Below are 21,090 nucleotides of genomic sequence, written 5' to 3'. Positions count from 1 at the left end.
CTCAATGCCCCGCCAGTGCAATCGGCGCCGGATGGGCCAGGCCGCCCCGGCACTTGAGCACCCGCACCTGCGCAGGTTTGGCCTCCACGGCCAGGCGCAAGGCGGCCGGTGATGAATTGACCGCCTCACTCAAGGCACGCCAGGCAAAGGCCAGGGTCTGCCCGGTTTCCGCCGCCACTTGCAAGCGCCGCAGAGCGCGGTCATCAGCCTTGCGCGGCCAGCACAACACCGCACCGCAACTGCCGGAACGCAGGCATTGCTCCACCGCCCATAAGGCGTCGCGCTCCTCGGCCTGGATCACCGAAAGCAGGCGCAGATCCACCCCGGCGTTCTGCCAGGCATGGGGATACGGCGTGTAGGGCGGCGCCACCAACACAATGCGCTCGCCCGCCTTTGATAAACGGGCCAGGGTTGGCAGCACCAGTTGCAGTTCGCCCACCCCCTCCTTGGCCATGAGGATTTCACTCAAGGCCGCCTCCGGCCAGCCGCCCGTGGGCAATACCGCATCCAGCGCTGCCAGCCCGGTGGGATACACACTGGCTGGCGGCGCGGCGGGCCGGCCTTTCCAGACACGCCCGCCATTGAACAGCGTGTCCAGTGCAACCACGGCGCCCATCAGCCTTGCCTCACCAAGCCGCAGAACACCCCTTCGATCGCCAGGTCCTGATCGGGCCCGACCACAATAGGTTGATACGCGGGGTTGCGCGGCAGCAAACGCACACTGTCGCCATGGCGTTCGAAACGCTTGATAGTCACTTCACCGTCCAGGCGCGCCACCACAATCTGCCCGTTCAAGGCCTCGGCACTGCGGCGCACGCCCACCAGGTCGCCATCGAGAATACCGTCCTCGATCATCGAATCACCCTGCACGCGCAGCAGGTAATCCGGGGTTTTCGCGAAGGTCGATGGGTCGAGTTGCAGGCGGTTGTGCACTTCGGCATCGGCACCGATGGGCAAACCAGCAGCCACACGGCCTAGCACCGGTACATCCAGCCATTCCGGACGCTTCGGTTGATTGAGCAGGCGAATACCGCGCGCCTGGTTCGGGTTGACCTCGATAAACCCGGCTTCCGTCAGCGCCAGCACGTGCTTGCGCGCCACGCTGCGCGAGGCAAAGCCGAACGCCTCGGCGATCTCGGCGAGGCTGGGAGGCTGGCCTTGCTGCGCGATGCGGTCGCGGATAAAGGTCAGGATGGCGGTACGGCGGGGGGTTAGAGTCGTCATGGAGTACATTTGTACTCCTGTGGGAAATCTCTGACAATAGCCGCTAGTCGTGTGGGGGACGACAAGGTTTGTCGAAACATCCCACGTATCGGCCGGATTAGCTCTACTCCCCTCCCCTTAGAACCTCAGCAAAGTCCCTCGCCTGAATACACAGTGCGAGGGATTGCGGATGGATTTTCTTGTTGGAGCTGTTTCTTGAACCCGGCCATTGGCAGGCTGGCCCTGACCCCAATGCAGGTGAAAACGGTCGATGTCGAGGCTGTCTTTCGCGACTTCCGGGAATGCCTGAATACCTTTGACGACTGGGCATCGAGCTTTTGGAGCTTTTCGGCGTTGGATGTCGAGCAGGTCTTCAAGGTCGGGGACGAAGTGGCGCTGGTCGCGCCGATCAACCGCTCTCTTTACCCGAGCAGCACCGTCGCTACCTGCCAGGCCAACGGCACGTTGACCCTGGTGCACATGTTCCAGAGCACGCGATTCGTGCCCATCGGCAACACACCGGTGATGCTGCAACGCATCGACCCCAACGGCGGCCCACTCGGCGAGCCGATCCACAAGACCATCGGCCCGAGCGGCATTCTCGAAATCGACGAGTGTGAGCGCAACCAGCACTACCGGGTCAGCTTCTATCCCAATGTTTCCAAGGATCACGTCAAGGCGCTGTATGCGTCTTATCAGACAGTGATTGATGAACTGGAAATCCGTCTGCGCAACGAGTGGACCGGCACCTTCCAGGCGCTGTGGAAGGACTACACCGATGCGAGCCCGCTTGATCAACGCAGGATGCTGGAGGCGGCGTTTCTGCGCGGCATGGGCAAGGCGCTCTACAAACTCTGGGACAACCTCACCCAACTGTGCGACCTGCTGGCCGACCTCAAGCCCAACAGCGAAAAGCTCCTGCACTACCTGTCCCAAACCGAACTGGATGAACTGCTGAAACTGGGCAGCGAGTCCATCGCAAAAGGCTTGTTGGTGCTCAGCGATGAGCCGCTGCTGTTCATTTATGTGTCGGCAATTTGCAGCTGGATTCGGATGTTGCCGCCGCAGGAGATGAACGAGGTGATGGGTGAGATCACCGGAGAGATCCTGATCAACCTGGTGCTGATCTGGGCGACGGCGGGCATGGGCGTGGCGGTGCGCCTCGGCGCCCAGGTGATGGGGCATATCAAATCCGGTCGGGTGCGCAAATGGCTGGGGATGTTGGCTGAGCAACTGGCAGGGCCTCGGTTGGACGCGCATGTCGAAGCGGCCAAGCCCATGTTGTTGGGCAGCTCGGCGACGCCGATTCGGACGATTCCGGATGTGCCGTTGAAGGCTGGGGATCAGGTGGTTGCCAACGCGGTGCCGTTGGTGCGGGACAAGTCCCAGCGGACGGTGTTGGTGCGCCAGGAACATGTGGATGATGCGCCTGCTGTTGGGAAGAATCCGGCTGGGGATGCGGCGGCGTCTTCGGACAAGACGGCCACCAACGGCTGCCCGGTGTCGATGGTCACGGGTGAGGAACTGCTGACCCTGACCGATAGCACGTTGGATGGAATCTTGCCGTTTGAGTGGGCGCGGTTGTATCGCACCAGCGCGGTGGAAGTGGATTGCGGGTTGGGGTTTGGCTGGAGTCATTCGCTGGCGCATCGACTGGTGGTTGAGGGTGACACAGTCGTTTGGACCGATCATGAAAACCGGTCGACTACCCTGCCCCTGCCCACGGTTTCCCGGCCCGCGATCACCAATAGCCTGGCTGAAGCGGCGATCTACCTGGGGTCGCTGCCCGATGAGTTGGTGTTGGCTCAGTCGTCACGTTTCTACCACTTCCGCGACGGTGTGCTGACGGCGATCAGCGATGCGTATGACAACCGGCTGCGCATTTCCCGGAATTATCTGGGGCAGATTGAGCGGCTGGATAACGGCGTCGGGCGTTCGCTGTTTTTGCGCTATGCGTCGGGTCGCATTGTGGCGGTGGATTACCAGGTTGAGCGGGACGTGGATGACGGGCCGTTTGTTTGGGTGACGGAGCAGTGCCTTGTTTCCTACGCCTATGACGCGACGGGTCGGTTGGTTTCTGCGACCAATGCGGTAGGCGAAAGCGAGGTTTATCGGTACGACGAGCAACACGTCATTCTTGAGCGTGGCTTGGCCGGTGGCGCGAGTTTTTTCTGGGAGTGGGAAAGAGCTGGCAAGGCCGCGCGATGTGTCCGCCATTGGGCCAGTTTCTCGCAGATGGACACGCGGTATGCCTGGGACGATAACGGCCAGGTCACAGTGTTAAACGCCGATGGCAGCCAGGAAGTCTATGTGCATGACCAGCGGGCGCGGCTGGTGCAGCGGGTGGATCCTGACGGCGCTGAGCACTTCAAATCCTACGATGACAAGGGAAGGCTGACGGTTGAGCAGGATCCGTTGGGGGCGATCACGGCCTACCAGTACGACGAAGCTGGACGTTTGGTGGCGGTGTTTCTTGGGGATGATGAGCCAACATCCTACGAGCATGACAATGGATTCGTACGGGTTGTGAGGCGGGGTCAGGCGGTCTGGAAATATGAGCGTAATGAACAGGGCGATGTTACGCGTAAGACCGATCCTGACGGCCATTCGACTGACTACAGCTACAACAAACGCGGGCAACTGACCCAGGTTTGGTATCCAGATCACAGCTGTCATCGGCTGGTCTGGAATGAGCGTGGTCAGTTGCTTGAAGAGCAGTTGCCGAATGGCGGCGTTAAGCGCTATCGCTATGACGGCCTTGGACGGCAGGCTGCGCGCGAGGATGAACATGGCGTGCTGACCCAGTATCAATGGGACGCCGCAGGCCGCTTGCTTAAACTGACTCAGCCCGGCGGTGCCACACGGGAATACAGCTACAACGCTTACGGAAAAATCACCTCCGAGCGCGATGAGCTCGGCCACGTCACCCGCTACGAATACGCCGACGGCCTGCACCTGATCAGCCGTCGCATCAACGCTGATGGCACTCAGGTCAAATACCGTTACGACAACACTCGTTTGCTGCTGACCGAAATCGAAAACGAGGTAGGCGAAACCTACCGACTCCAGTATCACGCCAACGGCCTGATCCAGCAGGAAACCGGGTTTGACGGCCAGCGCACTGCTTACCTCTACGACCTCAACGGCAACCTGCAGGAAAAGACCGAGCATGGCGATGACGGTAGTCAGCTGGTTACCCACTACGAGCGCGATTATGGCGGACGGCTCGTAAGAAAAGCCCTGCCTGATGGCAACCGGGTCGATTACGCCTACGACCGTCAGGGCAATCTCCTAAGCGTCGAGGATGGCCACTGGGCGTTGGCCTACGAGTACGACAGCCAAAACCGTCTCACCGCCGAACACCAAGGCTGGGGCACGCTGCGCTATGGCTACGACGCCTGCGGCCAACTGCAAAACCTACGCCTGCCCGACAGCAATCGGGTGGCGTTCAACCACGGCAAAGGCGGCCACCTAGTCACCGTCGAACTGAACGGTGAAACCCTTACCTCCCACCTGTTCAAGGCCGGCCAGGAACACCAACGCCAACAAGGCCAACTGATCAGCCACTACCACTACGACGATCAACAACGCCTGCACGCCCACGCCGTCACCCAACAGCAACACACCCTCTACCAACGCCATTACGACTACGACAAATCCGGCAACCTAACCCGCCTGCTCGACACCCACAAAGGCGACCACCACTACCACTACGATCCGCTAAACCGCCTCACCCGGGCCAACCACTCGCAAGGCGAGCAAGAACGCTTCGGCCACGACCCCGCCGGCAACCTGCTCATGCAAAACCGCCCCGGCCCCGACATCGTGGCCGGCAACCGCATGATGATCCAAGGCGACAACCATTACGACTACGACGCCTTCGGCAACCTCATCCGCGAACGACGCGGCAAAGGCCATCAACTCGTCACCGAATACCGCTACGACTGCCAGCACCGCCTGATCGGCATCACCCAACCCAACGGCCAGACCGCCAGCTATCGCTACGACCCGTTTGGGCGGCGCATCAGCAAGACCGTTGATAGCACAACTACCGAGTTTTTCTGGCAAGGCGACAGACTCATCGCCGAACACCAGACGGATCGCCACCGCAGTTACCTCTACGAGCCCGACAGCTTCCGGCCATTGGCGCTGCTGGAAGGCTTTGGTCCAAAGGAAACCAAGGCCTACCACTACCAACTCGACCACCTCGGCACCCCGCAGGAACTCACCGATACCAACGGCGAAATCGTCTGGTCCGCGCACTACCGCGCCTACGGCGAAATCAGCCGTCTCGACATAGGAAAAGTGGACAATCCGCTTCGTTTCCAAGGCCAATACTTCGACCAAGAAAGTGGGCTGCACTACAACCGTCATCGCTACTACAATCCGGATGTCGGTCGCTACCTGACGCCTGATCCGGTGAAACTGGCAGGAGGCATCAACGCGTATCAGTACGCGCAGAATCCAATCGGATGGATAGATCCTCTAGGCCTAAACTGTAAGAACGCGAACTGTCCTGAAGGGCCCTATAGCGTAATAGTTCCGGGAGGAGGTTTAGATGCACATGAGAAGGCAGGAGGACATTTAATGGAAAAGCACATAGGTAGAAGCGACAAACAATTGTTGGACCGTTTGAAACAAGAACCACACATCCCAGCCGCCTCTACTTTCCATGACAGAGCCAGCGCAGAGCATGAAGTATCGACTGTACTGGATCAAAACAAAGCAAAAATCGATAAATTTTTAAAGGGAACAAAGAATCAAACCGTCATCACTCAAAAAACCAACTACCCCGTAGGCACGAGCTTTAAAAAGAACAGCACAACAGCGCTTCCGGGAAAGGAAATTCAACTGATAATCCGTAGAGATCATAAAATGCATACTGGCTACCGAATTCATACTGGATTTCCAAACCCATGAATCAAGACTATCCTGAGCTACAGCAATTTCTTGCGGGTTACTTCAATCAAGACTGGGTTGATGACCACAAAAAAGCGGACGACGTTATTAAATATTTTATCTCCGAATCATCTGAAGATACGCTATTAGAAGTGCAAGAAGAACTAGATAAGCTAATGCGAAGTGGAACGACAGAGCAAGAGCTCGAAAATTACTTATTCAGTGATATCGGTTGCTATTATTATTATCGCAGCGAATGGCCCGACGGAATCACTTGGCTGAGACATGTCGTATCAATACTGAAAAATGGAATCCTCCAAATGAAAAATGAAAAAAACTAAACGACGCTTAATAAAGCGAGACCCACTCCTGTGGCAAGCGAGCTTGCTCGCGTTGGGCCGCGCAGCGGCCCCAATCCAGGCAATGGTTTTTTTAGTTAATTCGGCACCGCCTGCTCACCACAATGATCGTATTCACCCGCTAATCAGCGAACTCACCACCCTTCTTTGAGCATCCGCAACTCCAAATGCTGCAACAGCATTATGGTCTTCCCATCCACAATCTCCCCGCTCTGCACCATCCCCAGCGCCTGTTCAAACCCCAGCTCCAGCACCTCGATATCCTCACCCTCCTCTTCCAGCCCACCACCGCTCCCCACCCGATCCCCCGGCTGATACTCACCCATGAAAAAGTGGATCCGCTCCGTCACCGACCCCGGGCTCATGAACGCCGCATAGATCTTCTCCACATGCCCCACGCGATACCCGGTTTCCTCTTCCGCTTCCAGGCGAATACGTTCTTCGGGACTGGCGTTGTCGAGTAAACCGGCCGCCGCCTCGATCAGGTAGCCGGGGTAGTCATTGACGAACGTCGGCATGCGAAATTGGCGGATCAGCAACACCGTGCGCTGCTCGCGGTTGTACAGCAGGATGGTCGCGCCATTGCCGCGGTCGTATACCTCGCGGGTCTGGGTTTGCCAGCTGCCGTCGCGGCGGCGCAGGTCGAAGCTGTATTTTTTCAGCAGGTACCAGTTTTCCGAGAGGGTCTCTTCGGCGGTGATGCGAACGGGGCTGTTGTCCATGCTCGGGTTTCTCAAGAAAAGGGTTGTGTTTGTTTGATGCTGTTCCAGGCAGCAGCGACTGCTTCGGCGCTACTCGCCTTGATCCGTGCGAGGTTGCGCGGGTAGTCCACCCCTGGGTTTTCGGTGAAGCGCGTGGCCGTGAATTGGCCGTTGCTGGCGCGCAGGATATAACCCGTGTCCTCGCACTGCGAGGAGGCGAGAAACAGCACGCCCGGCGTCACCCAGTCGGGCTTGAGTTCATCCGGTTCTTCGGTCACGCCCCACATGCGCGTCTTGGCGACCGGTGAGATTGCATTGACCTTGATCCCGGCCTCAGCACCTTCGTGGCTCAACGCGTTCATGATCCCCAGTTGCGCCATCTTGCCCGCGCTGTAGGCCACCAGGCCGGTCTGCTCATACTGTGCGTACATGGCGCGGTCGGAGGTGGTGAGGATGATGCGCGGCGCAGATGAGCGCAGCAGGTGTGGCCAGGCGTGCTTGCACAACCACAGCGGTGTGTAGAGATTGATGTCCATGGCGCGTTGCAGGAACGCGGCGTCAAGGTCGGCGATGGTCTGGTAACCGACCCAGCCGGCGTTGTGGATCAGGATGTCGAGTTGGCCGAAGGCCTCGATGGCGTAGGCGATCAGTTGCTCGCAGCCCGCGTTCGTGGACAGGTCACCGCCGTGGCCGACCACTTTCAAGCCTTCGGCCTGCAAGGCTTCTGCCGCGGCCTGGACCACCGAGGCATCACTGCCCGCGCCGGCATTGTCGGCACCGATATCGCTGATCACCACCCGTGCGCCGCCCTGGGCCAAAGCCCGTGCGTAACTGAGACCCAACCCGCGTGCACCGCCGGTGATGACTGCAGTTTTGCCTGTGAAATCCATGTGCTTGCTCTCCTGTTCGGGCCGCCCACCCTAACAACCTCGGCGCGCCTTGTTCAATGCTGTAATACTTTGCAAGCAATCCCCGTTGACGGCTGTCGAATTAATTCCTGCCTGGTTGGGCCATCTGGTAAAACCCCTGCTTCACCTTTTTCCTGGAACCTTCATGTCCTCTCGTTTTCTCTCGCGCCTGAGCCTGCGCTGGTTTCCCATGGTGTGCATGGCGTTGTTGATCGTTGGCCTGCCGGTGGGCTGCGCGGTGCTGCAACACAAGGAGCGCGAACTGGTGTTTCGCATCGAGCCGGGTACCGCCAGCTGGTACAGCGGCTTGCCCAAGGCGGTGCAAGAGTTCGAACTCAAGCCGGCCAGTTTCAAAGCCGGACAGAATATCCATGGCTGGTGGTACCCGGCGGACAAGAAAGACGCGCCCGCGGTCCTCTATCTGCACGGCGTGCGCTGGAACCTCACCGGGCAACTGTTTCGCATCGAGCAACTGCACGCCCTGGGTTATTCGGTACTGGCCATCGACTATCGCGGCTTCGGCCAGAGCCACGGCGAGCTGCCTTCGGAAACCACGGTTTACGAAGACGCGCGCGTCGCCTGGGAACGTTTCCAGGTGCTGCAACCGGACCCGAATAAACGCCTGATCTACGGACATTCCCTGGGGGGCGCGGTGGCCATCGACCTGGCTGCCGAGCTGGGCAAACAGACTCCACTGCCGGTGCGCGGGCTGGTGATCGAATCCACCTTCACGTCGCTGGCAGATGTGGCCACGGCCGTGGCGAATACCTCGTTGCCGGTGCGCTGGTTGCTGTCGCAGAAATTCGATTCCATCGACAAGATTGCCGACATCCATATGCCGCTGCTGGTGGTGCATGGCCTTGATGATCGCTACGTGCCGCCGCGTTTCAGCCAGCAATTGTTTGAAGCTGCCCAGGAGCCCAAGCGGCTGTTATTGGTGCCCGGTGCCAGCCATAACAACAGCATGAGCCTGGCCGGTCGCAGCTATGGCCAGGCGCTGGAAAAACTGATGCACGCGAAGATGCCGGACGAGGTTGCCACACACTCCACAGGTCGAAGCGCAGACTCGTAAAAGCGTATTTCGGCACTGGGTTCGCGCTTGCGTGTCAAGCGCAAACCCTGCCCATACTGGGCCAAAACAGAAGTTGATCAAATAATAACCTCTGCCGAAATCGCCAACCCTGCCGGGGCTTCGCAAAGTTATCCACAGAGATACCCACGGTTTTCGTGGACAACTCTTTTTATATTTTTACGTTTTTTTTGCTCAGTAAACGCTTTCAGGAAATGTACCGGGCAACAAAATCTCGCGATTCACATCGCGTATATCGTTATACCCACACAATGCCATCGACACGTCCAACTCACGAGCGATGATCTCAAGCGCCTTGGTCACACCCGCCTCGCCCATCGCACCCAAACCATACAAATGCGGGCGGCCGATCATGGTGCCTTGGGCGCCCAATGCCATCGCTTTGAGCACGTCCTGGCCGGAGCGAATACCACCGTCGAGCCATACCTCAATGCGCTCACCCACCGCTTCGACAATCGCCGGCAACTGGCTGATGCTCGAAGGCGCACCGTCCAGTTGACGACCACCGTGGTTGCTCACCACCAGTGCGTCGGCACCGGCGTTCGCTGCCAGGCGAGCGTCTTCTACATCAAGGATGCCCTTGATGATCAACTTGCCGCCCCAGCACTTCTTGATCCACTCCACATCGTCCCAGCTCAGGCGCGGATCGAACTGCTGGGCGGTCCAGGAAGACAGCGAACTCATGTCTGCCACGCCTTTCACGTGCCCGACGATGTTGCCGAAACCCCGGCGTTTAGTGCCGAGCATGCCCATCACCCAACGCGGCTTGGTGGCCATGTTGAGGATATTCGGCAAAGTCAGTTTCGGCGGCGCCGACAGGCCATTGATCAAATCCTTGTGACGCTGGCCAAGGATCTGCAGGTCGAGAGTCAGCACCAGCGCATCCACACCGGCAGCCTTGGCCCGCTCGATCAGTTGTTCGATAAAGCCGCGGTCGCGCATCACATAGAGTTGGAACCAGAACGGCTGGCCGACGTGCTCGGCGATGTCTTCCAGGGAGCAGATGCTCATGGTCGACAAGGTGTAGCGCAGGCCAAATGCGGCGGCGGCGCGCGCGGTCAGAATCTCGCCATCGGCGTGCTGCATACCGGCCAATCCGGTGGGTGCCAGTGCCACCGGCATGGCCATCTCCTGGCCGATCATCGTGGCGCGGATCGAGCGCTCATCAATGTTGCGCGCCACTCGCTGGCGGAACTTGATGCTGGCAAAATCACTTTCATTTGCCCGGTAAGTGCTCTCAGTCCAGGAGCCGGAGTCAGCGTAGTCGTAGAACATCCGTGGGACACGTTTTTGCGCGAGCTTGCGTAAATCTTCGATGGTTGTAATCAACGACATCTAGGTCACCTCTCCCTGAACTGAATGCTGAGAGTAACCGCCCATCGGCTGCGCAACCAGCCATTGCGTTTATATAGCCGCACGGCTAATCTCGCATAAACCCGCAAAAAAGCGCACAAACATGCACGGCACTCATCAAGACATCGACCTGCCCTCTTTGCGCAAACAGAAAATCCTGTTGCTGCTGGAGCGCGACGGCAAAGTCACCGCCTCGGAGCTGGTGGAACACTTTGCCGTGTCCCCGGACACCATCCGCCGCGACCTCGGCGAACTCGCGGCCGCCGGCCTGTTGCAACGCGTTCACGGTGGCGCCCTGCCCCGGCCCAAAGACACCGGCAAAGACTTCTTCACCCGTGTCGGCGAGACCAACGAAGCCAAGCGTCACCTTGCGCGGCTGGCCGCCGACCGTGTGGAAGATGGGCAGATCGTACTGTTCGATTCCGGCTCTACCACGCTGCAGATTGCCCAGTCATTGCCGCGCTCGATTCGCCTCACTGTGGTCACGACATCCCCCATGATCGCCATCGCCTTGGCCGACCATCCCGATGTGAAAGTGATCCTCACGGGCGGCCAGCTCAACCCGGCGACCCTGTCCACCAGCGGCCATGAAACCGTGCGCATGATCCAGGGCATCAAGGCCGATTTGCTGTTCACCGGCGTGTGCGCGCTGCATCCGCAAGTGGGCATCAGCTCGCTGCATTTTGATGAAGTGGCGGTCAAACAAGCTCTGCTCGACAGTGCCTCCCATGTGGTAGCGGTGACCATGGCGGACAAACTCGGTGCCGTGGAGCCTTTTGTGGTGGCACCGTGCAGCCGTATTCACACGTTGATTACCGAGTGGCATGTACCGAGTGTGGAGGCGTATGAGCAGCTAGGGTTGGAAGTGCTACGCGTGGAGGTCGAGTAGGGACAGCGCGTCGGGCGTGGCCAAACCGCTGGCGGTATTGTCGAAGATGCACCAGGTGGGAATGCCAGCAGCAACAGACGCGCTCAATAAACGCGCATACGCCTGAATGCGTTCAGGCCCATAACCACTGTGATAGATACGCGGTGCTCCGTGCAGGCGCCAATAGTGCACGCCCTGCCAACCGGCCGGAGCATTTCCCGACTCGATGACCGGCGGGTCGGCAGCCACTCGCCCGATCTGCAGATCCTGCAGCATCTCTTCAGCCGTTAACCAACTCGCGTGCCGTGGTTCCAGTACGACAGCGCCTGTAAAACGTCGGCGCAACGCCGTGAAGAATGCGTTGGCAACAACCGGTTCGTAATTCAACGAAGGCGGCAATTGCACCAGCAGGCAACCTAATTTTTCACCCAGTTGCAGGCATTGCCCGAGAAACGCATCCAGTGCGGCATCGCAGCCCTGCAAGCGCAATTCATGCGTGATGCGCTTGGGCACCTTGACCGAAAAACCAAAGCCCGACGGCACCGAATGCGCCCAACGCGCGTACGTCTTCGCCAGGTGCGGACGATAGAACGAACTGTTGATTTCCACCGCATTGAAACGCGAAGCATAACGCTCCAAATGCGTGCCCTCGTCGGCAAAGGCTGCCCAGTACTCACGCGGCAAACTCCAGCCGGCACAGCCCACAAACAGGGTTGCCGTCAAAACAGCACCTTGGCGGCATCGCGCATGAAAATCTCGATGGTCTTGGGCCCCACACCATCGAATTCCCCAAGGCGCTTTTCGAAGGACGCTCGGCTCTCGCTGGCCCTGCGCATATGCGTGATCTTTCCCGCGTACTCAGCATTCAACTTGGCGCTGAGGTCGAGCAAACGTTGCGCGGTGGTTTCGTCATAGCGCACATAATGCGCCCGCCCGAGCATGGCGACCAACTCACGCGATGTGCAGTGCTGCAGCTTGCGCGCCGTGTCGCGGCCCTGCTCTTCAACGATCACCTTGTAGGCCTGTGCGGCAATCGGTGCCTGGATGCGCTTGCCCATCAGGAAGCTGGCGATAAACCACTTGAAGAGGCCGTCATCATCGTCGGGTTTGAGTTCGATGCCCAACTCCAACGCGGTGATAGAACGGGCCATGTTTAATGGCCCAGCTTGCGCTCGGCCTTGGCGGCCTGCTCGTTGATGGCATTGGTCTGGCGCTCAGTGTCCTTGATCGAGGTGGGCGTCAGCACTTTATCGACGGTTTCGGTGTTGGGATTTGGGCGCTCCAGGGTCTGGCCTTTTGTGGCTTTATCAGTGCCCTGCTGAGCTTCTTCAGAGCTGATGGGGGCTGGGGTCTTATCGGCAGTCATGGTGTTTCTCCAATCAATGAATGCCCGCAGAAATATCGGGCACCTATGCAGCAGAAGCCTCCAGCCTTGGATAGTTCAAGGAAATTGACCGCGCCAACCATCCAAGAAATAAGCGCAAATTAATTTAAACCTTTGCCGCCCGGGCCGGATCAACTCTCCCATACCCCATCCTTCGCACCCCCATCAGGAGACACTCGATCATGAGTTCAAACCTTAACGGCAAGAAGATTCTGGTCATCACGTCCAACACCGGCATCGAGCGCGATGAACTGCTCAAGCCCCTGGAAACACTACGCGGCTATGGCGCGACAGTGACCCATGGTTCCAGCAAAGGCGGCACGACCCAGACCTTCGTCGGCGATACCGAGAAAGACAAGTCGGTGGAATCCGATGCGGCGCTGTCCGAGCTATCGGGCAGTGAGTTCGATGCACTGGTGATCCCCGGCGGCACTGTTAACGCAGATACCTTGCGCCAGGATGCAGCGGCGCTGACGTTAATCAATGAGTTCGTCAAAGCGGGTAAAACCGTGGCGGCAATCTGTCACGGGCCATGGGCCTTGATCGATGCCGGTGTGATCAAGGGCAAGACCCTGACCTCCTATAAAAGTGTACGTATCGACTTGGAAAACGCCGGCGCCGCAGGCTGGGTCGATGCCGAGGTCAAGGAATGCCAGGCCAATGGTTGGACGTTGATCACGTCGCGTACACCGGACGACTTGTCAGCGTTCAGCGAGGCAATCGCCAAAGCTGTAGCTGGCTGACTCTGAGCAGAACGAAAACAGGCGCCGCAATGGCGCCTGTTGTCTATTCAGGTCTGACTCAACTTTTACGCTGCTCGGGCATCTCGCGTTTTGGCCCGAACATCGCCCAGGCGATAAGCCCAAACAACGGCACAAAAATCAGAATGACCAGCCACAATCCTTTCGACTCCCAGCCCCCCGTGCTGCGCAGTACGATGTTGATGGCCCATAGTTCCAAGAGCAGCAGAATCACCGCCAACCCGATCCAGATGTATTGAATTTCCATGCTTCACCTCCTAGGTCGTATGCATTAGGTCAAGCGATGGCTGCGAGGGTTCATTAAAATTTGCGTCAACTGACCCGGGTTGTGGAATGCAACGTGTCACAGGCAACACCATGCAACCTGCACGACACGCTTCACCTTCAGCTTATCGTAGGCCATTGAATTACTTGATGAATTAAAAACAGCTCAAGTTGGTACAACTGATGCACCTGAATACGGGACGAGGCATGCATTTCGACATGCCCTGATTATTCCCGTGAGGTGTCACCCATGAATGCCATTGACCTGCTCAAAGCCGACCACGAACGCGTGAAGGCCCTGTTGACCCAATTGAGTGAATCCACCGAACGCGGCGTTAAAAAACGCACTGAGCTGTTGGCCAAGCTGGAAGCGGAAATAAGCCTGCACACCAAGCTCGAAGAGGAAATTCTTTACCCGGCGTTCAGGAAGGCCGGTGGCAAGGAGCAGGACATCATGTATCACGAAGCCAAAGAGGAGCACCGAACTGTCGATTCCTTGGTACTGCCGGATCTGAAGCAGACCGAACCTTCGACTACGGAGTTTTCCGGTCGCGTAAAAGTGGTCAAGGAGCTGCTGGAACACCACATCGAGGAAGAAGAAACCGAGATGTTCCCGCAGGCGAAAAAACTGCTGGGCAAAGCGTTGCTTGAAGAGTTGGGCGCTGAAATGGAAGCGATGAAAGCGGCGCATAAAAAATTGCAGTCGACCAAGCCAATGGCGGCCTGATCGAGGCATGACCCGAGCCTGGAGGAAACTCAGGCTCTTGATGCATCACGATAGGGGATTGCATCATGAAGACCAGATTGCCCCAAAGGATTTTACTTATAGTCGGCCTGTCAGCTCTGCTCGCCGGCCCCGCCTACGCCGCTTTTGGCGATAACCCCGAACCGGCTGCTAGCGCCTTGAGTGGCGACAGCGCTACCGGTTCAGCACTGCCGCCGGGAACCTACCCCAGCAGCCCCTCCGACAGCGACAAGAAAACCAAAGAAACTGCAAAGCAGCCGAGCAAGCCGGCTAAACCTGCCGACCGCCAGCCAAAAGAAACTCAGCAAAAACCTCGCTCAGGCAGTTGACGGCTCATCCGTTCCCGGCGGCGCGGGCGTCAGCCCCCAGTCGCCGTGTTCATACCAGTCATCACCGAGCATTTCCGCCGGGTGCATGGGGATCATGCTTGAGGGTCAGCACCGTGCCAAAGGAAGAGTCGAAAGGCTCGGCCAGTACCGGCAAGTAGCGCAGCTAGACCAGCCCAATCCGGCGCCGGGCAATGGATTCAACAGCCTCTCAAGGCACCGACAGCCACCCACTGAAACCGTCCGGCGCCTTTAACGGGCACCAGGCGAAATCCCAGGGCGGCGGCGGTAACGCCTGCTGTTCGGCCCCTGCAGACCGGGCGTCTTTCCAATCGACAACCCGTGACGACTGCCACGCCAGGGCCACACCCTGGGCCTGACTTTCATCCGTATTGACCCAACGCGCCGCAGCCGCAGCCATGAACGCCTCGATCGGCTCGTCGTCGATCTGCGACCGATACGGCGAGCCCAGCAGCCAACGGCAAACATTCAGGTGATAGGTCCAATCCAGCGGCGGCCGGTTGCGATAGGCCCAGGTCATGAAGCTGCGAAACAGGTTCAATCCTTCAGGCGGATCCAGCTTGAGCAGCGCCGGGCAGATATCGAACAGGGTGTGCCAATACGGCAACAACCGCGCATCCAGGTGCACGAAGCTGCGGGAATTACTCGGGTATTCAGGCGGCGCCGGTTCCGCGTGCAGGCGGCGGGACGCCTTGCTGACCAGGCGGCTGGCGCCTGCGGGCAACAGGTGGTTCATGAAACGCACTCACAGTCATGACGATGGAATGCCACCCGATCACGGGAGGCCCAAGGCATACGTCAGAAAGCGGGGGAAGCGCGAGGGTTGGCCGAAGGCCAGGAATAACGCGGTGGCGCCTTGTTGCGCCGTTCGTAAGCGGATCGAGGGGCTTGCCGCAGGCCCAACAGCCAGGCGAGCCCCACCAGAAACACCAGCGCAACCGTCAAGGCGTTGCAGACCGGGCAAGCAAAGTAGTTCGAGATGTTGCTGGAAGACGGGCTGCCCAACCCTTTGTCGGAAAGTGGTGCCGGCTTGCCGTCCACCGAACAGAACGCCCCGCCGATGCCATTCAGTTCCTGGCCCATCATCTGCCCATGCCCCAAACCGCAGACGAACAGGTTCATCAGCACGCAGAAGTACAGGGCCCAGGCAATCAGGGAACGGTCGGGGTGGCTCCATTTCATGGCGGCGACTCTACCACCAGAGCCGCCAAAGGATGAAGTGTCGCAGGCCCCTGTGGCAGAACGTCGCAGATTACGTGCACTTCCCAGGGTTGGTAGACTGGGCGCCCTCAAAGCCTGATGTATTGATCCAGAGCAATGCAGGCGTTTCACAGGATGCACGTTGATGAGTACCTTATTCACCCGCCGCAAAGTGCTGACCGGAATGGGCCTGCTGGGCCTGGGCAGCCTGCTGGGCGGCTGTGACTACAGCCCCAAGCTGAACTTCAAGTACGGCAAGGACCTGAGCGACAAGATCATGGGCCGTACCTTCAAGCTCAAGAACACCGACGGCGAAACCGTCACCTTGAGTTCGTTCCGTGGCCTGATGCCGGTGGTGTTCTTCGGTTTCACCCAATGCCCGGCCGTGTGCCCGACCACCCTGGCGCGCGCCGCGCAGGCCAAGAAGCTGATGGGCCGCGACGGCGAAATCATGCAGGTGGTGTTCATCACCCTGGACCCGGAACGCGACACCCCCGAGATTCTCGACAAGTACGTCAAAGCCTTCGATCCGAGCTTCGAGGCGCTGTACGGCACCCCGGAAGAAATCGCCGTGGCCGCCAAGGAATTCGGGATCTTTTATGAAAAGATCCCCGCCGGCGACACCTACACACTGTCCCACACCGCCACCAGCTTCGTGTTCGACACCCGTGGCAACCTGCGCCTGGGCCTGCAGGCATCCCTTACCGCTAAAGAGTGCGCAGAAGACCTGCTCACCGTCATGGAGGTCTGCTAATGACTGCCGTTCAACACCTCAAACGCACCCTCATCGGCCTGACCCTGCTGGGCCTTGCCGCCCACGCCAGCGCCCAGGTGCAAGTAACCGACGCCTGGGTACGCGCCACCGTGCCGGGCCAGCCGTCCAGCGGCGCGTTCATGACCGTCACCGCCGACAGCGACAGCCAACTGCTGAGCGTGGCCTCGCCGGTGGCCAAGGACGTGCAGATCCATGAAATGAGCATGAAGGACGACGTGATGCGCATGGGCCCGGTGAATTCGGTAGCCCTGCCCGCCGGCAAGGCCGTGTCCCTCGACCCTAACGGATACCACGTGATGCTGATGGGCCTGACCGGCCAGATCAAGGAAGGCGACCAGGTGCCGCTGACCCTGACAGTGCAGAACGCCAAGGGCGAGCAGCAGGCGATTGAAGTGAAGGCACCGGCCCGTGGCGTGGACGGGATGGATCACAGCAAGATGCATTGATGGGGACTGTGGCTGACGGGTTCGGAAGGTTTGTCAGTTCTGTTGTGGTGAGCGGGCTTACTGTGGTGAGCGGGCTTGCCCCGCGCTGGGGCGCGAAGCGGCCCCAACCAAGAGCACTCAATTCCCTCTGACAGAACGCAGTGGATGGTTTTAGGGCTGCTTCGCAGCCCAGCGCGGGGCAAGCCCGCTCACCACACCAAACGAGCGCTTTATCGGCTTGGCGCGGGCGTCGGGTGGGGTGTATCGCTACGGATCAGGCCACCTGCCCTTGGCTGCGTCATCAGGTGAAAACTCTCGCTGAGCAACTCGACCGTGGCGCGAATGCTGTCGGTCTGACGCGGTACCGCGAACAACCCATAATTGACGCTTAACGCCGGGCTGCCGTTGGGCCCCAGTGCGATCACGCGCATGGTGTCCGGGCGGATATTTTCGGCAGGCAACAACGCGACGCCCAAGCCGCTTTCCACGGCAGCCATGATCACGCCGATATTCGGGCTGGTGACGGTGACACGGAAATCGCGGCCGGCAGTCAATAACGCGTCGAACATCAGGCGCCGCCACGCGCAAGGTTCGGCGTACACGATGACATCCAACGCCAACGCCGGGTCGATCTCGTCATCGATCCCGCACACCCAATACAACGGCATATTCCAGGTATGCACGGGGTCGGCGGCAAATACCGAGCTCACGCCAATGGCAACGTCGAGCAAACCATCGTGCCAGCGTTCAGCAAGTGCATCGCCGTGGTCCACGGTGATGTCCATGTGCACGTGGGGGCTGGCACGGCGTAAGCGGCCCAGGGCGGCTGGCAATGCTGAGACGGCGACGTCTTCCGACAGGCCGACGCGCACCGTGCCCATTACCGTACGCTCCTTCAAGCGTGTCGCCACTGTTTCGCCCAACGCCAGGATGCGTGTGGCATAGCTGAGCAACAGTTCGCCCTCAGTGGTCGGCACCACGCCACGCCCGGTGCGACGCAACAGGCGTTGCCCGAGCAATTCTTCCAGCCGGCGAATCTGCGCGCTCAGCGCCGATTGCGCCCTGCCCGCCTGTTGCGCGGCGCCACTGAGGCTGCCGTGATGACACACCGCGACAAAGGTGCGCAGCAAATAAGGTTCGAACGCGTCGGATATCATGTTTGGCATAACTCTGAATCAACCGCTATCAGCCTACCTTGATACCCATCGTATGACTACGCTGTTCAGCCTGTTCAATCAGTGAGTAGAAACATCATGGATAACCTCCAGAACCCCCGCGTCGTATTGGCCGCTCGCCCCGAAGGTCGCCCGAAAACCAGCGATTTCCGCCTTGAGTACGCACCGATCCCCGAGCCGAACGATGGACAGGTGCTGCTGGAAAACCTTTACCTGTCTCTCGACCCTTACATGCGCTGGCGCATGAGTGCAGCCAAATCGTATGCCGAGCCGGTGGGCATCGGTGAGGTGATGGTCGGCGGCACCGTGGCGCGTATCAAGCACTCACGTCACGCCGATTGGCACGCAGGCGATATCGTATTGGCCTACGCCGGCTGGCAGCGCTTCGCGCTGTCTGACGGACAAGACCTGCGCCGCCTGGACCCAGGCGTCGCACCGCTGACCACCGCCCTCGGCGTGCTGGGCATGCCGGGCTTCACGGCCTACGCCGGCCTGCTCAATATCGGCAAACCCAAACCCGGCGACACCGTAGTCGTCGCAGCCGCCAGCGGTGCAGTTGGTTCAGTGGTCGGCCAGATCGCCCGCCTGCACGGTGCTCGTGCCGTGGGCATTGCCGGGGGAGCGGATAAGTGCGCATTCGTGAAAGACGAACTCGGCTTTGATGCGGTCATTGACCATCACGCAGCGGACTTTGCCGAACAGCTGGCCAAGGCGTGCCCCCATGGTATCGACGTGTACTTTGAGAACGTCGCCGGACCTGTCTGGGATGCCGTGCGACCGCTGCTCAATGATTTTGCGCGTATACCCGTGTGCGGGCTGATCGCTCATTACAACGATGGCGCCCTTCAAGAAGCAACGACGGACCGATTGCCTGCAACGATGCATGACATTCTCGCCAAGAGCCTGACCGTGCGTGGGTTTATCCAGACCGAGTTTGTCGATCAGCAGCAGGACAAATTCCTGCACGATGCCGCGCAGTGGATCGCCGAAGGCAAACTCAAATGGCGCGAGGACATTGTCGACGGACTGGCGCGGGCACCCGAAGCGTTCATCGGGCTGCTGGAAGGTCGCAATTTCGGCAAGTTGATCGTGCGCCTCAATCCACAATAAACAGCTTCGCCCCACTAGTCGTCGATGAGCGATGGCCTTCCATGTCATTGCCCACCTGGTAACTCATTCCGGCCGTCAGGGTGAACTGACGGCCGTCTTCCAATTCGGTGTGCAACTCGCCTTCAAGGCACAACAGAATGTGCCCTCTCCAGCACCAGTGATCCGCAAGGTAGCCGGGGGTATATTCGACCATGCGCACGCGGGTTGTGCCGAAGTGGCAGGTGCGCCATAACGCATTGCCGGTAATGCCTGGGTGAATGGCAGGTTCGACAGTAGACCAGTCGGTGGTGCCAAAAGGGACGGCAGTGAGTTCCATGGTGGGCTCGATGGTTATTTAGCGAGGCTTGAGGCTAATCATCTGGAGCAACGGGCGATAGGCACAGATCAAACGCTTTTCTGGGATACAGGTATCCTGCTCGCACCGCTCCCCTGGATTCGCTTATGCACATCGACCCCGCGTACATCCTTCACGAAACCGAACACTGGCTGCTCAACCACCACCTGGCCTCGGCGTTGCCCGGCTACCTGATGTTGGGCGCCAAGACACCGATCCATTCCCTGGCCGACATGCCGGAAGCAGCGCTGGCCGAGTTGGGTGGGCTGCTGGCGAAAACCCAGCGAGTGGTAGAAGCGCAGCTCAAGCCGAAATGGCTGTACATCAGCCGCTATGGACACATGCCGGGATTCCCGCTGCATTTTCATTTCATACCGGTGTACGACTGGGTGGAGGAAGCATTCTGGCGGGATGATCGGTATCGCTTGCTGCAGGATTTTGGCTCGCAGCCCCCGACGCAAACGTTGACCGATGGCGCGGAGTTAACGCTGTTTGTGTGGCGTGAGTTTGGCGAGAGCCTCACACCACCGGTAATCCACGGAGCCTCGGTGGCGCAGGTCATCGAACGCCTACAGGCACGTTTTGATGATTGAAACAGTTCCACTGTAGGCGCTGGCTTGCCAGCGAAAATCGTCAACGATGACACTGGTGTTCTGGATGAGTGCGGCGTCCGTGATTTTTTCGCCGGCAAGCCGGCTCCTACAGGGGCAGGGTGTCAGTTCGTAAGGTGTTTAGTCATCGGGATACAGGCCAACTGCAACCCTGATGGTGAGTGATAGACGGCCTGCTCATCTCCCGCATACCCGTGCGCGCGGTAGAAACCCACCGCATTCAGCGTCGAATCCAGCACCAAGGTGGGGATGCCCCGCTTATGCGCCTGGTCCTCTAGAAAATCCAGCATCGCCTTGCCATAGCCGCACCCGGTGTAATCCGGCAGGACGAACAGCGCGCCGACTTCATTGTTGTCCGGATCAAGCATTCCAGTGACGACCGCCTGACCGTCCACCCACCCCAGGTAAAACGGTTTATCCATCAGCGCGCTGTAACCATCTTCGGCCTTACCCCGCGTCCACAGCAGCATTTGCTCGCGCGTGTACGCGCCGATGCATTGACCGCGAATGGCCTGCAAGCGGATGTCGAACGCCACCTGGGCGTGTTCTGGGACAGCCCGTTTTATCTCCAGCATTTC

25 protein-coding genes are annotated in these 21,090 nt (G+C 59.2%); 11 read left to right on the top strand and 14 right to left on the bottom strand.

The window, feature by feature from the left end:
• Window position 1 precedes the first annotated feature (1 nt).
• Together imuA and lexA are read right to left on the bottom strand one after the other, a co-directional pair.
• Entirely contained in the window at window positions 2-616 is a 615-nt protein-coding gene (gene imuA / locus WH299_RS14045) for a translesion DNA synthesis-associated protein ImuA (protein WP_016980372.1), read from the bottom strand.
• The gene (gene lexA, locus WH299_RS14040) at window positions 616-1,233 is read right to left on the bottom strand and encodes a transcriptional repressor LexA (protein WP_028616585.1); all 618 of its coding nucleotides are present in this window, start codon (window positions 1,231-1,233) and stop codon (window positions 616-618) included. Before lexA ends, imuA begins: the two co-directional genes overlap by 1 nt.
• A 222-nt stretch (window positions 1,234-1,455) precedes the next feature.
• Between lexA and WH299_RS14035 the strand changes: the two genes are divergently transcribed.
• Together WH299_RS14035 and WH299_RS14030 are read left to right on the top strand one after the other, a co-directional pair.
• Window positions 1,456-6,123 (top strand): RHS repeat-associated core domain-containing protein, encoded by a 4,668-nt coding sequence (locus WH299_RS14035; RefSeq protein WP_339550556.1) that lies wholly within the window; start codon window positions 1,456-1,458, stop codon window positions 6,121-6,123.
• Window positions 6,120-6,443 (top strand): contact-dependent growth inhibition system immunity protein, encoded by a 324-nt coding sequence (locus WH299_RS14030; protein ID WP_028616587.1) that lies wholly within the window; start codon window positions 6,120-6,122, stop codon window positions 6,441-6,443. Before WH299_RS14035 ends, WH299_RS14030 begins: the two co-directional genes overlap by 4 nt.
• A 152-nt stretch (window positions 6,444-6,595) precedes the next feature.
• On the opposite strand, the gene WH299_RS14025 is transcribed toward WH299_RS14030, so the two are convergent.
• Together WH299_RS14025 and WH299_RS14020 are read right to left on the bottom strand one after the other, a co-directional pair.
• Window positions 6,596-7,183, bottom strand: a complete 588-nt coding sequence (locus tag WH299_RS14025) for an NUDIX domain-containing protein (RefSeq protein ID WP_068934236.1) — start codon at window positions 7,181-7,183, stop codon at window positions 6,596-6,598.
• Between the two features lie 11 nt (window positions 7,184-7,194).
• Complete coding sequence (locus WH299_RS14020) at window positions 7,195-8,052, bottom strand: SDR family NAD(P)-dependent oxidoreductase (protein ID WP_339550549.1); 858 nt, start codon at window positions 8,050-8,052, stop codon at window positions 7,195-7,197.
• A 163-nt stretch (window positions 8,053-8,215) separates the two neighbouring features.
• Between WH299_RS14020 and WH299_RS14015 the strand changes: the two genes are divergently transcribed.
• Window positions 8,216-9,142, top strand: a complete 927-nt coding sequence (locus WH299_RS14015) for an alpha/beta hydrolase (RefSeq protein WP_339550547.1) — start codon at window positions 8,216-8,218, stop codon at window positions 9,140-9,142.
• 192 nt (window positions 9,143-9,334) lie between these two features.
• On the opposite strand, the gene WH299_RS14010 is transcribed toward WH299_RS14015, so the two are convergent.
• On the bottom strand, window positions 9,335-10,495 hold the full coding sequence (locus WH299_RS14010) for an alpha-hydroxy acid oxidase (protein WP_339550546.1): 1,161 nt from the start codon (window positions 10,493-10,495) through the stop codon (window positions 9,335-9,337).
• A 121-nt stretch (window positions 10,496-10,616) separates the two neighbouring features.
• Here WH299_RS14010 and WH299_RS14005 point away from each other — a divergent pair, with 121 nt between their 5' ends.
• Window positions 10,617-11,402 carry a DeoR/GlpR family DNA-binding transcription regulator gene (locus tag WH299_RS14005; protein WP_339550545.1) on the top strand — a complete coding sequence of 262 codons (786 nt, stop codon included), beginning with the start codon at window positions 10,617-10,619 and terminating at the stop codon, window positions 11,400-11,402.
• On the opposite strand, the gene WH299_RS14000 is transcribed toward WH299_RS14005, so the two are convergent.
• The 3 genes from WH299_RS14000 to WH299_RS13990 are packed head-to-tail and all read right to left on the bottom strand — an operon-like array spanning window position 11,382 to window position 12,747.
• Window positions 11,382-12,104 (bottom strand): DUF72 domain-containing protein, encoded by a 723-nt coding sequence (locus tag WH299_RS14000; RefSeq protein WP_339550544.1) that lies wholly within the window; start codon window positions 12,102-12,104, stop codon window positions 11,382-11,384. The genes WH299_RS14005 and WH299_RS14000 overlap by 21 nt on opposite strands.
• Window positions 12,101-12,532: a hypothetical protein gene (locus WH299_RS13995; RefSeq protein ID WP_028616594.1), complete on the bottom strand. Its 432-nt coding sequence runs from the start codon at window positions 12,530-12,532 to the stop codon at window positions 12,101-12,103. The genes WH299_RS14000 and WH299_RS13995 overlap by 4 nt, the downstream gene beginning before the upstream one ends.
• 2 nt (window positions 12,533-12,534) lie before the next feature.
• Window positions 12,535-12,747: a hypothetical protein gene (locus tag WH299_RS13990; protein ID WP_028616595.1), complete on the bottom strand. Its 213-nt coding sequence runs from the start codon at window positions 12,745-12,747 to the stop codon at window positions 12,535-12,537.
• A 200-nt stretch (window positions 12,748-12,947) separates the two neighbouring features.
• Here WH299_RS13990 and WH299_RS13985 point away from each other — a divergent pair, with 200 nt between their 5' ends.
• Window positions 12,948-13,508, top strand: coding sequence for a type 1 glutamine amidotransferase domain-containing protein (locus tag WH299_RS13985; protein WP_339499795.1), 561 nt, complete (start codon window positions 12,948-12,950; stop codon window positions 13,506-13,508).
• A 58-nt stretch (window positions 13,509-13,566) separates the two neighbouring features.
• Here WH299_RS13985 and WH299_RS13980 read toward each other — a convergent pair whose 3' ends face one another.
• On the bottom strand, window positions 13,567-13,773 hold the full coding sequence (locus WH299_RS13980; RefSeq protein WP_028616597.1) for a PLDc N-terminal domain-containing protein: 207 nt from the start codon (window positions 13,771-13,773) through the stop codon (window positions 13,567-13,569).
• Between the two features lie 267 nt (window positions 13,774-14,040).
• On the opposite strand from WH299_RS13980, the gene WH299_RS13975 reads away from it, so the two are divergent.
• Together WH299_RS13975 and WH299_RS13970 are read left to right on the top strand one after the other, a co-directional pair.
• Complete coding sequence (locus WH299_RS13975) at window positions 14,041-14,517, top strand: hemerythrin domain-containing protein (RefSeq protein WP_028616598.1); 477 nt, start codon at window positions 14,041-14,043, stop codon at window positions 14,515-14,517.
• A gap of 65 nt (window positions 14,518-14,582) precedes the next feature.
• Complete coding sequence (locus WH299_RS13970) at window positions 14,583-14,864, top strand: hypothetical protein (RefSeq protein ID WP_339550543.1); 282 nt, start codon at window positions 14,583-14,585, stop codon at window positions 14,862-14,864.
• 208 nt (window positions 14,865-15,072) lie between these two features.
• Here WH299_RS13970 and WH299_RS13965 read toward each other — a convergent pair whose 3' ends face one another.
• Together WH299_RS13965 and WH299_RS13960 are read right to left on the bottom strand one after the other, a co-directional pair.
• Entirely contained in the window at window positions 15,073-15,618 is a 546-nt protein-coding gene (locus tag WH299_RS13965) for a putative natural product biosynthesis protein (RefSeq protein WP_122728769.1), read from the bottom strand.
• Window positions 15,619-15,680: 62 nt separating this feature from the next.
• Entirely contained in the window at window positions 15,681-16,064 is a 384-nt protein-coding gene (locus WH299_RS13960) for a DUF2946 domain-containing protein (protein WP_339550542.1), read from the bottom strand.
• Between the two features lie 163 nt (window positions 16,065-16,227).
• On the opposite strand from WH299_RS13960, the gene WH299_RS13955 reads away from it, so the two are divergent.
• Window positions 16,228-16,836: an SCO family protein gene (locus WH299_RS13955; protein ID WP_016976099.1), complete on the top strand. Its 609-nt coding sequence runs from the start codon at window positions 16,228-16,230 to the stop codon at window positions 16,834-16,836.
• On the top strand, window positions 16,836-17,303 hold the full coding sequence (locus WH299_RS13950; protein ID WP_122684642.1) for a copper chaperone PCu(A)C: 468 nt from the start codon (window positions 16,836-16,838) through the stop codon (window positions 17,301-17,303). The genes WH299_RS13955 and WH299_RS13950 overlap by 1 nt, the downstream gene beginning before the upstream one ends.
• A 209-nt stretch (window positions 17,304-17,512) precedes the next feature.
• Here WH299_RS13950 and WH299_RS13945 read toward each other — a convergent pair whose 3' ends face one another.
• A complete protein-coding gene (locus WH299_RS13945) occupies window positions 17,513-18,448 on the bottom strand; it encodes a LysR family transcriptional regulator (protein ID WP_305381358.1) in 936 nt (311 codons plus the stop codon).
• 87 nt (window positions 18,449-18,535) lie between these two features.
• Between WH299_RS13945 and WH299_RS13940 the strand changes: the two genes are divergently transcribed.
• Window positions 18,536-19,567 (top strand): NADP-dependent oxidoreductase, encoded by a 1,032-nt coding sequence (locus WH299_RS13940; RefSeq protein WP_122728777.1) that lies wholly within the window; start codon window positions 18,536-18,538, stop codon window positions 19,565-19,567.
• Here the strand turns inward: WH299_RS13940 and WH299_RS13935 are convergent.
• Window positions 19,554-19,883 carry a DHCW motif cupin fold protein gene (locus WH299_RS13935; RefSeq protein ID WP_068934251.1) on the bottom strand — a complete coding sequence of 110 codons (330 nt, stop codon included), beginning with the start codon at window positions 19,881-19,883 and terminating at the stop codon, window positions 19,554-19,556. The two genes, WH299_RS13940 and WH299_RS13935, sit on opposite strands and share 14 nt — an antisense overlap.
• Before the next feature lie 125 nt (window positions 19,884-20,008).
• Here WH299_RS13935 and WH299_RS13930 point away from each other — a divergent pair, with 125 nt between their 5' ends.
• Complete coding sequence (locus WH299_RS13930) at window positions 20,009-20,494, top strand: HIT family protein (RefSeq protein ID WP_068934253.1); 486 nt, start codon at window positions 20,009-20,011, stop codon at window positions 20,492-20,494.
• Between the two features lie 122 nt (window positions 20,495-20,616).
• On the opposite strand, the gene WH299_RS13925 is transcribed toward WH299_RS13930, so the two are convergent.
• Window positions 20,617-21,087, bottom strand: a complete 471-nt coding sequence (locus WH299_RS13925) for a GNAT family N-acetyltransferase (protein WP_339550541.1) — start codon at window positions 21,085-21,087, stop codon at window positions 20,617-20,619.
• Between the last annotated feature and the right edge of the window lie 3 nt (window positions 21,088-21,090).

This window comes from Pseudomonas sp. MYb541 (assembly GCF_037479595.1).
Taxonomy (GTDB): domain Bacteria; phylum Pseudomonadota; class Gammaproteobacteria; order Pseudomonadales; family Pseudomonadaceae; genus Aquipseudomonas; species Aquipseudomonas canadensis.
Note: the sequence above shows the minus strand (reverse complement) of the source record. Positions and strands in the feature narration are given on the sequence as shown.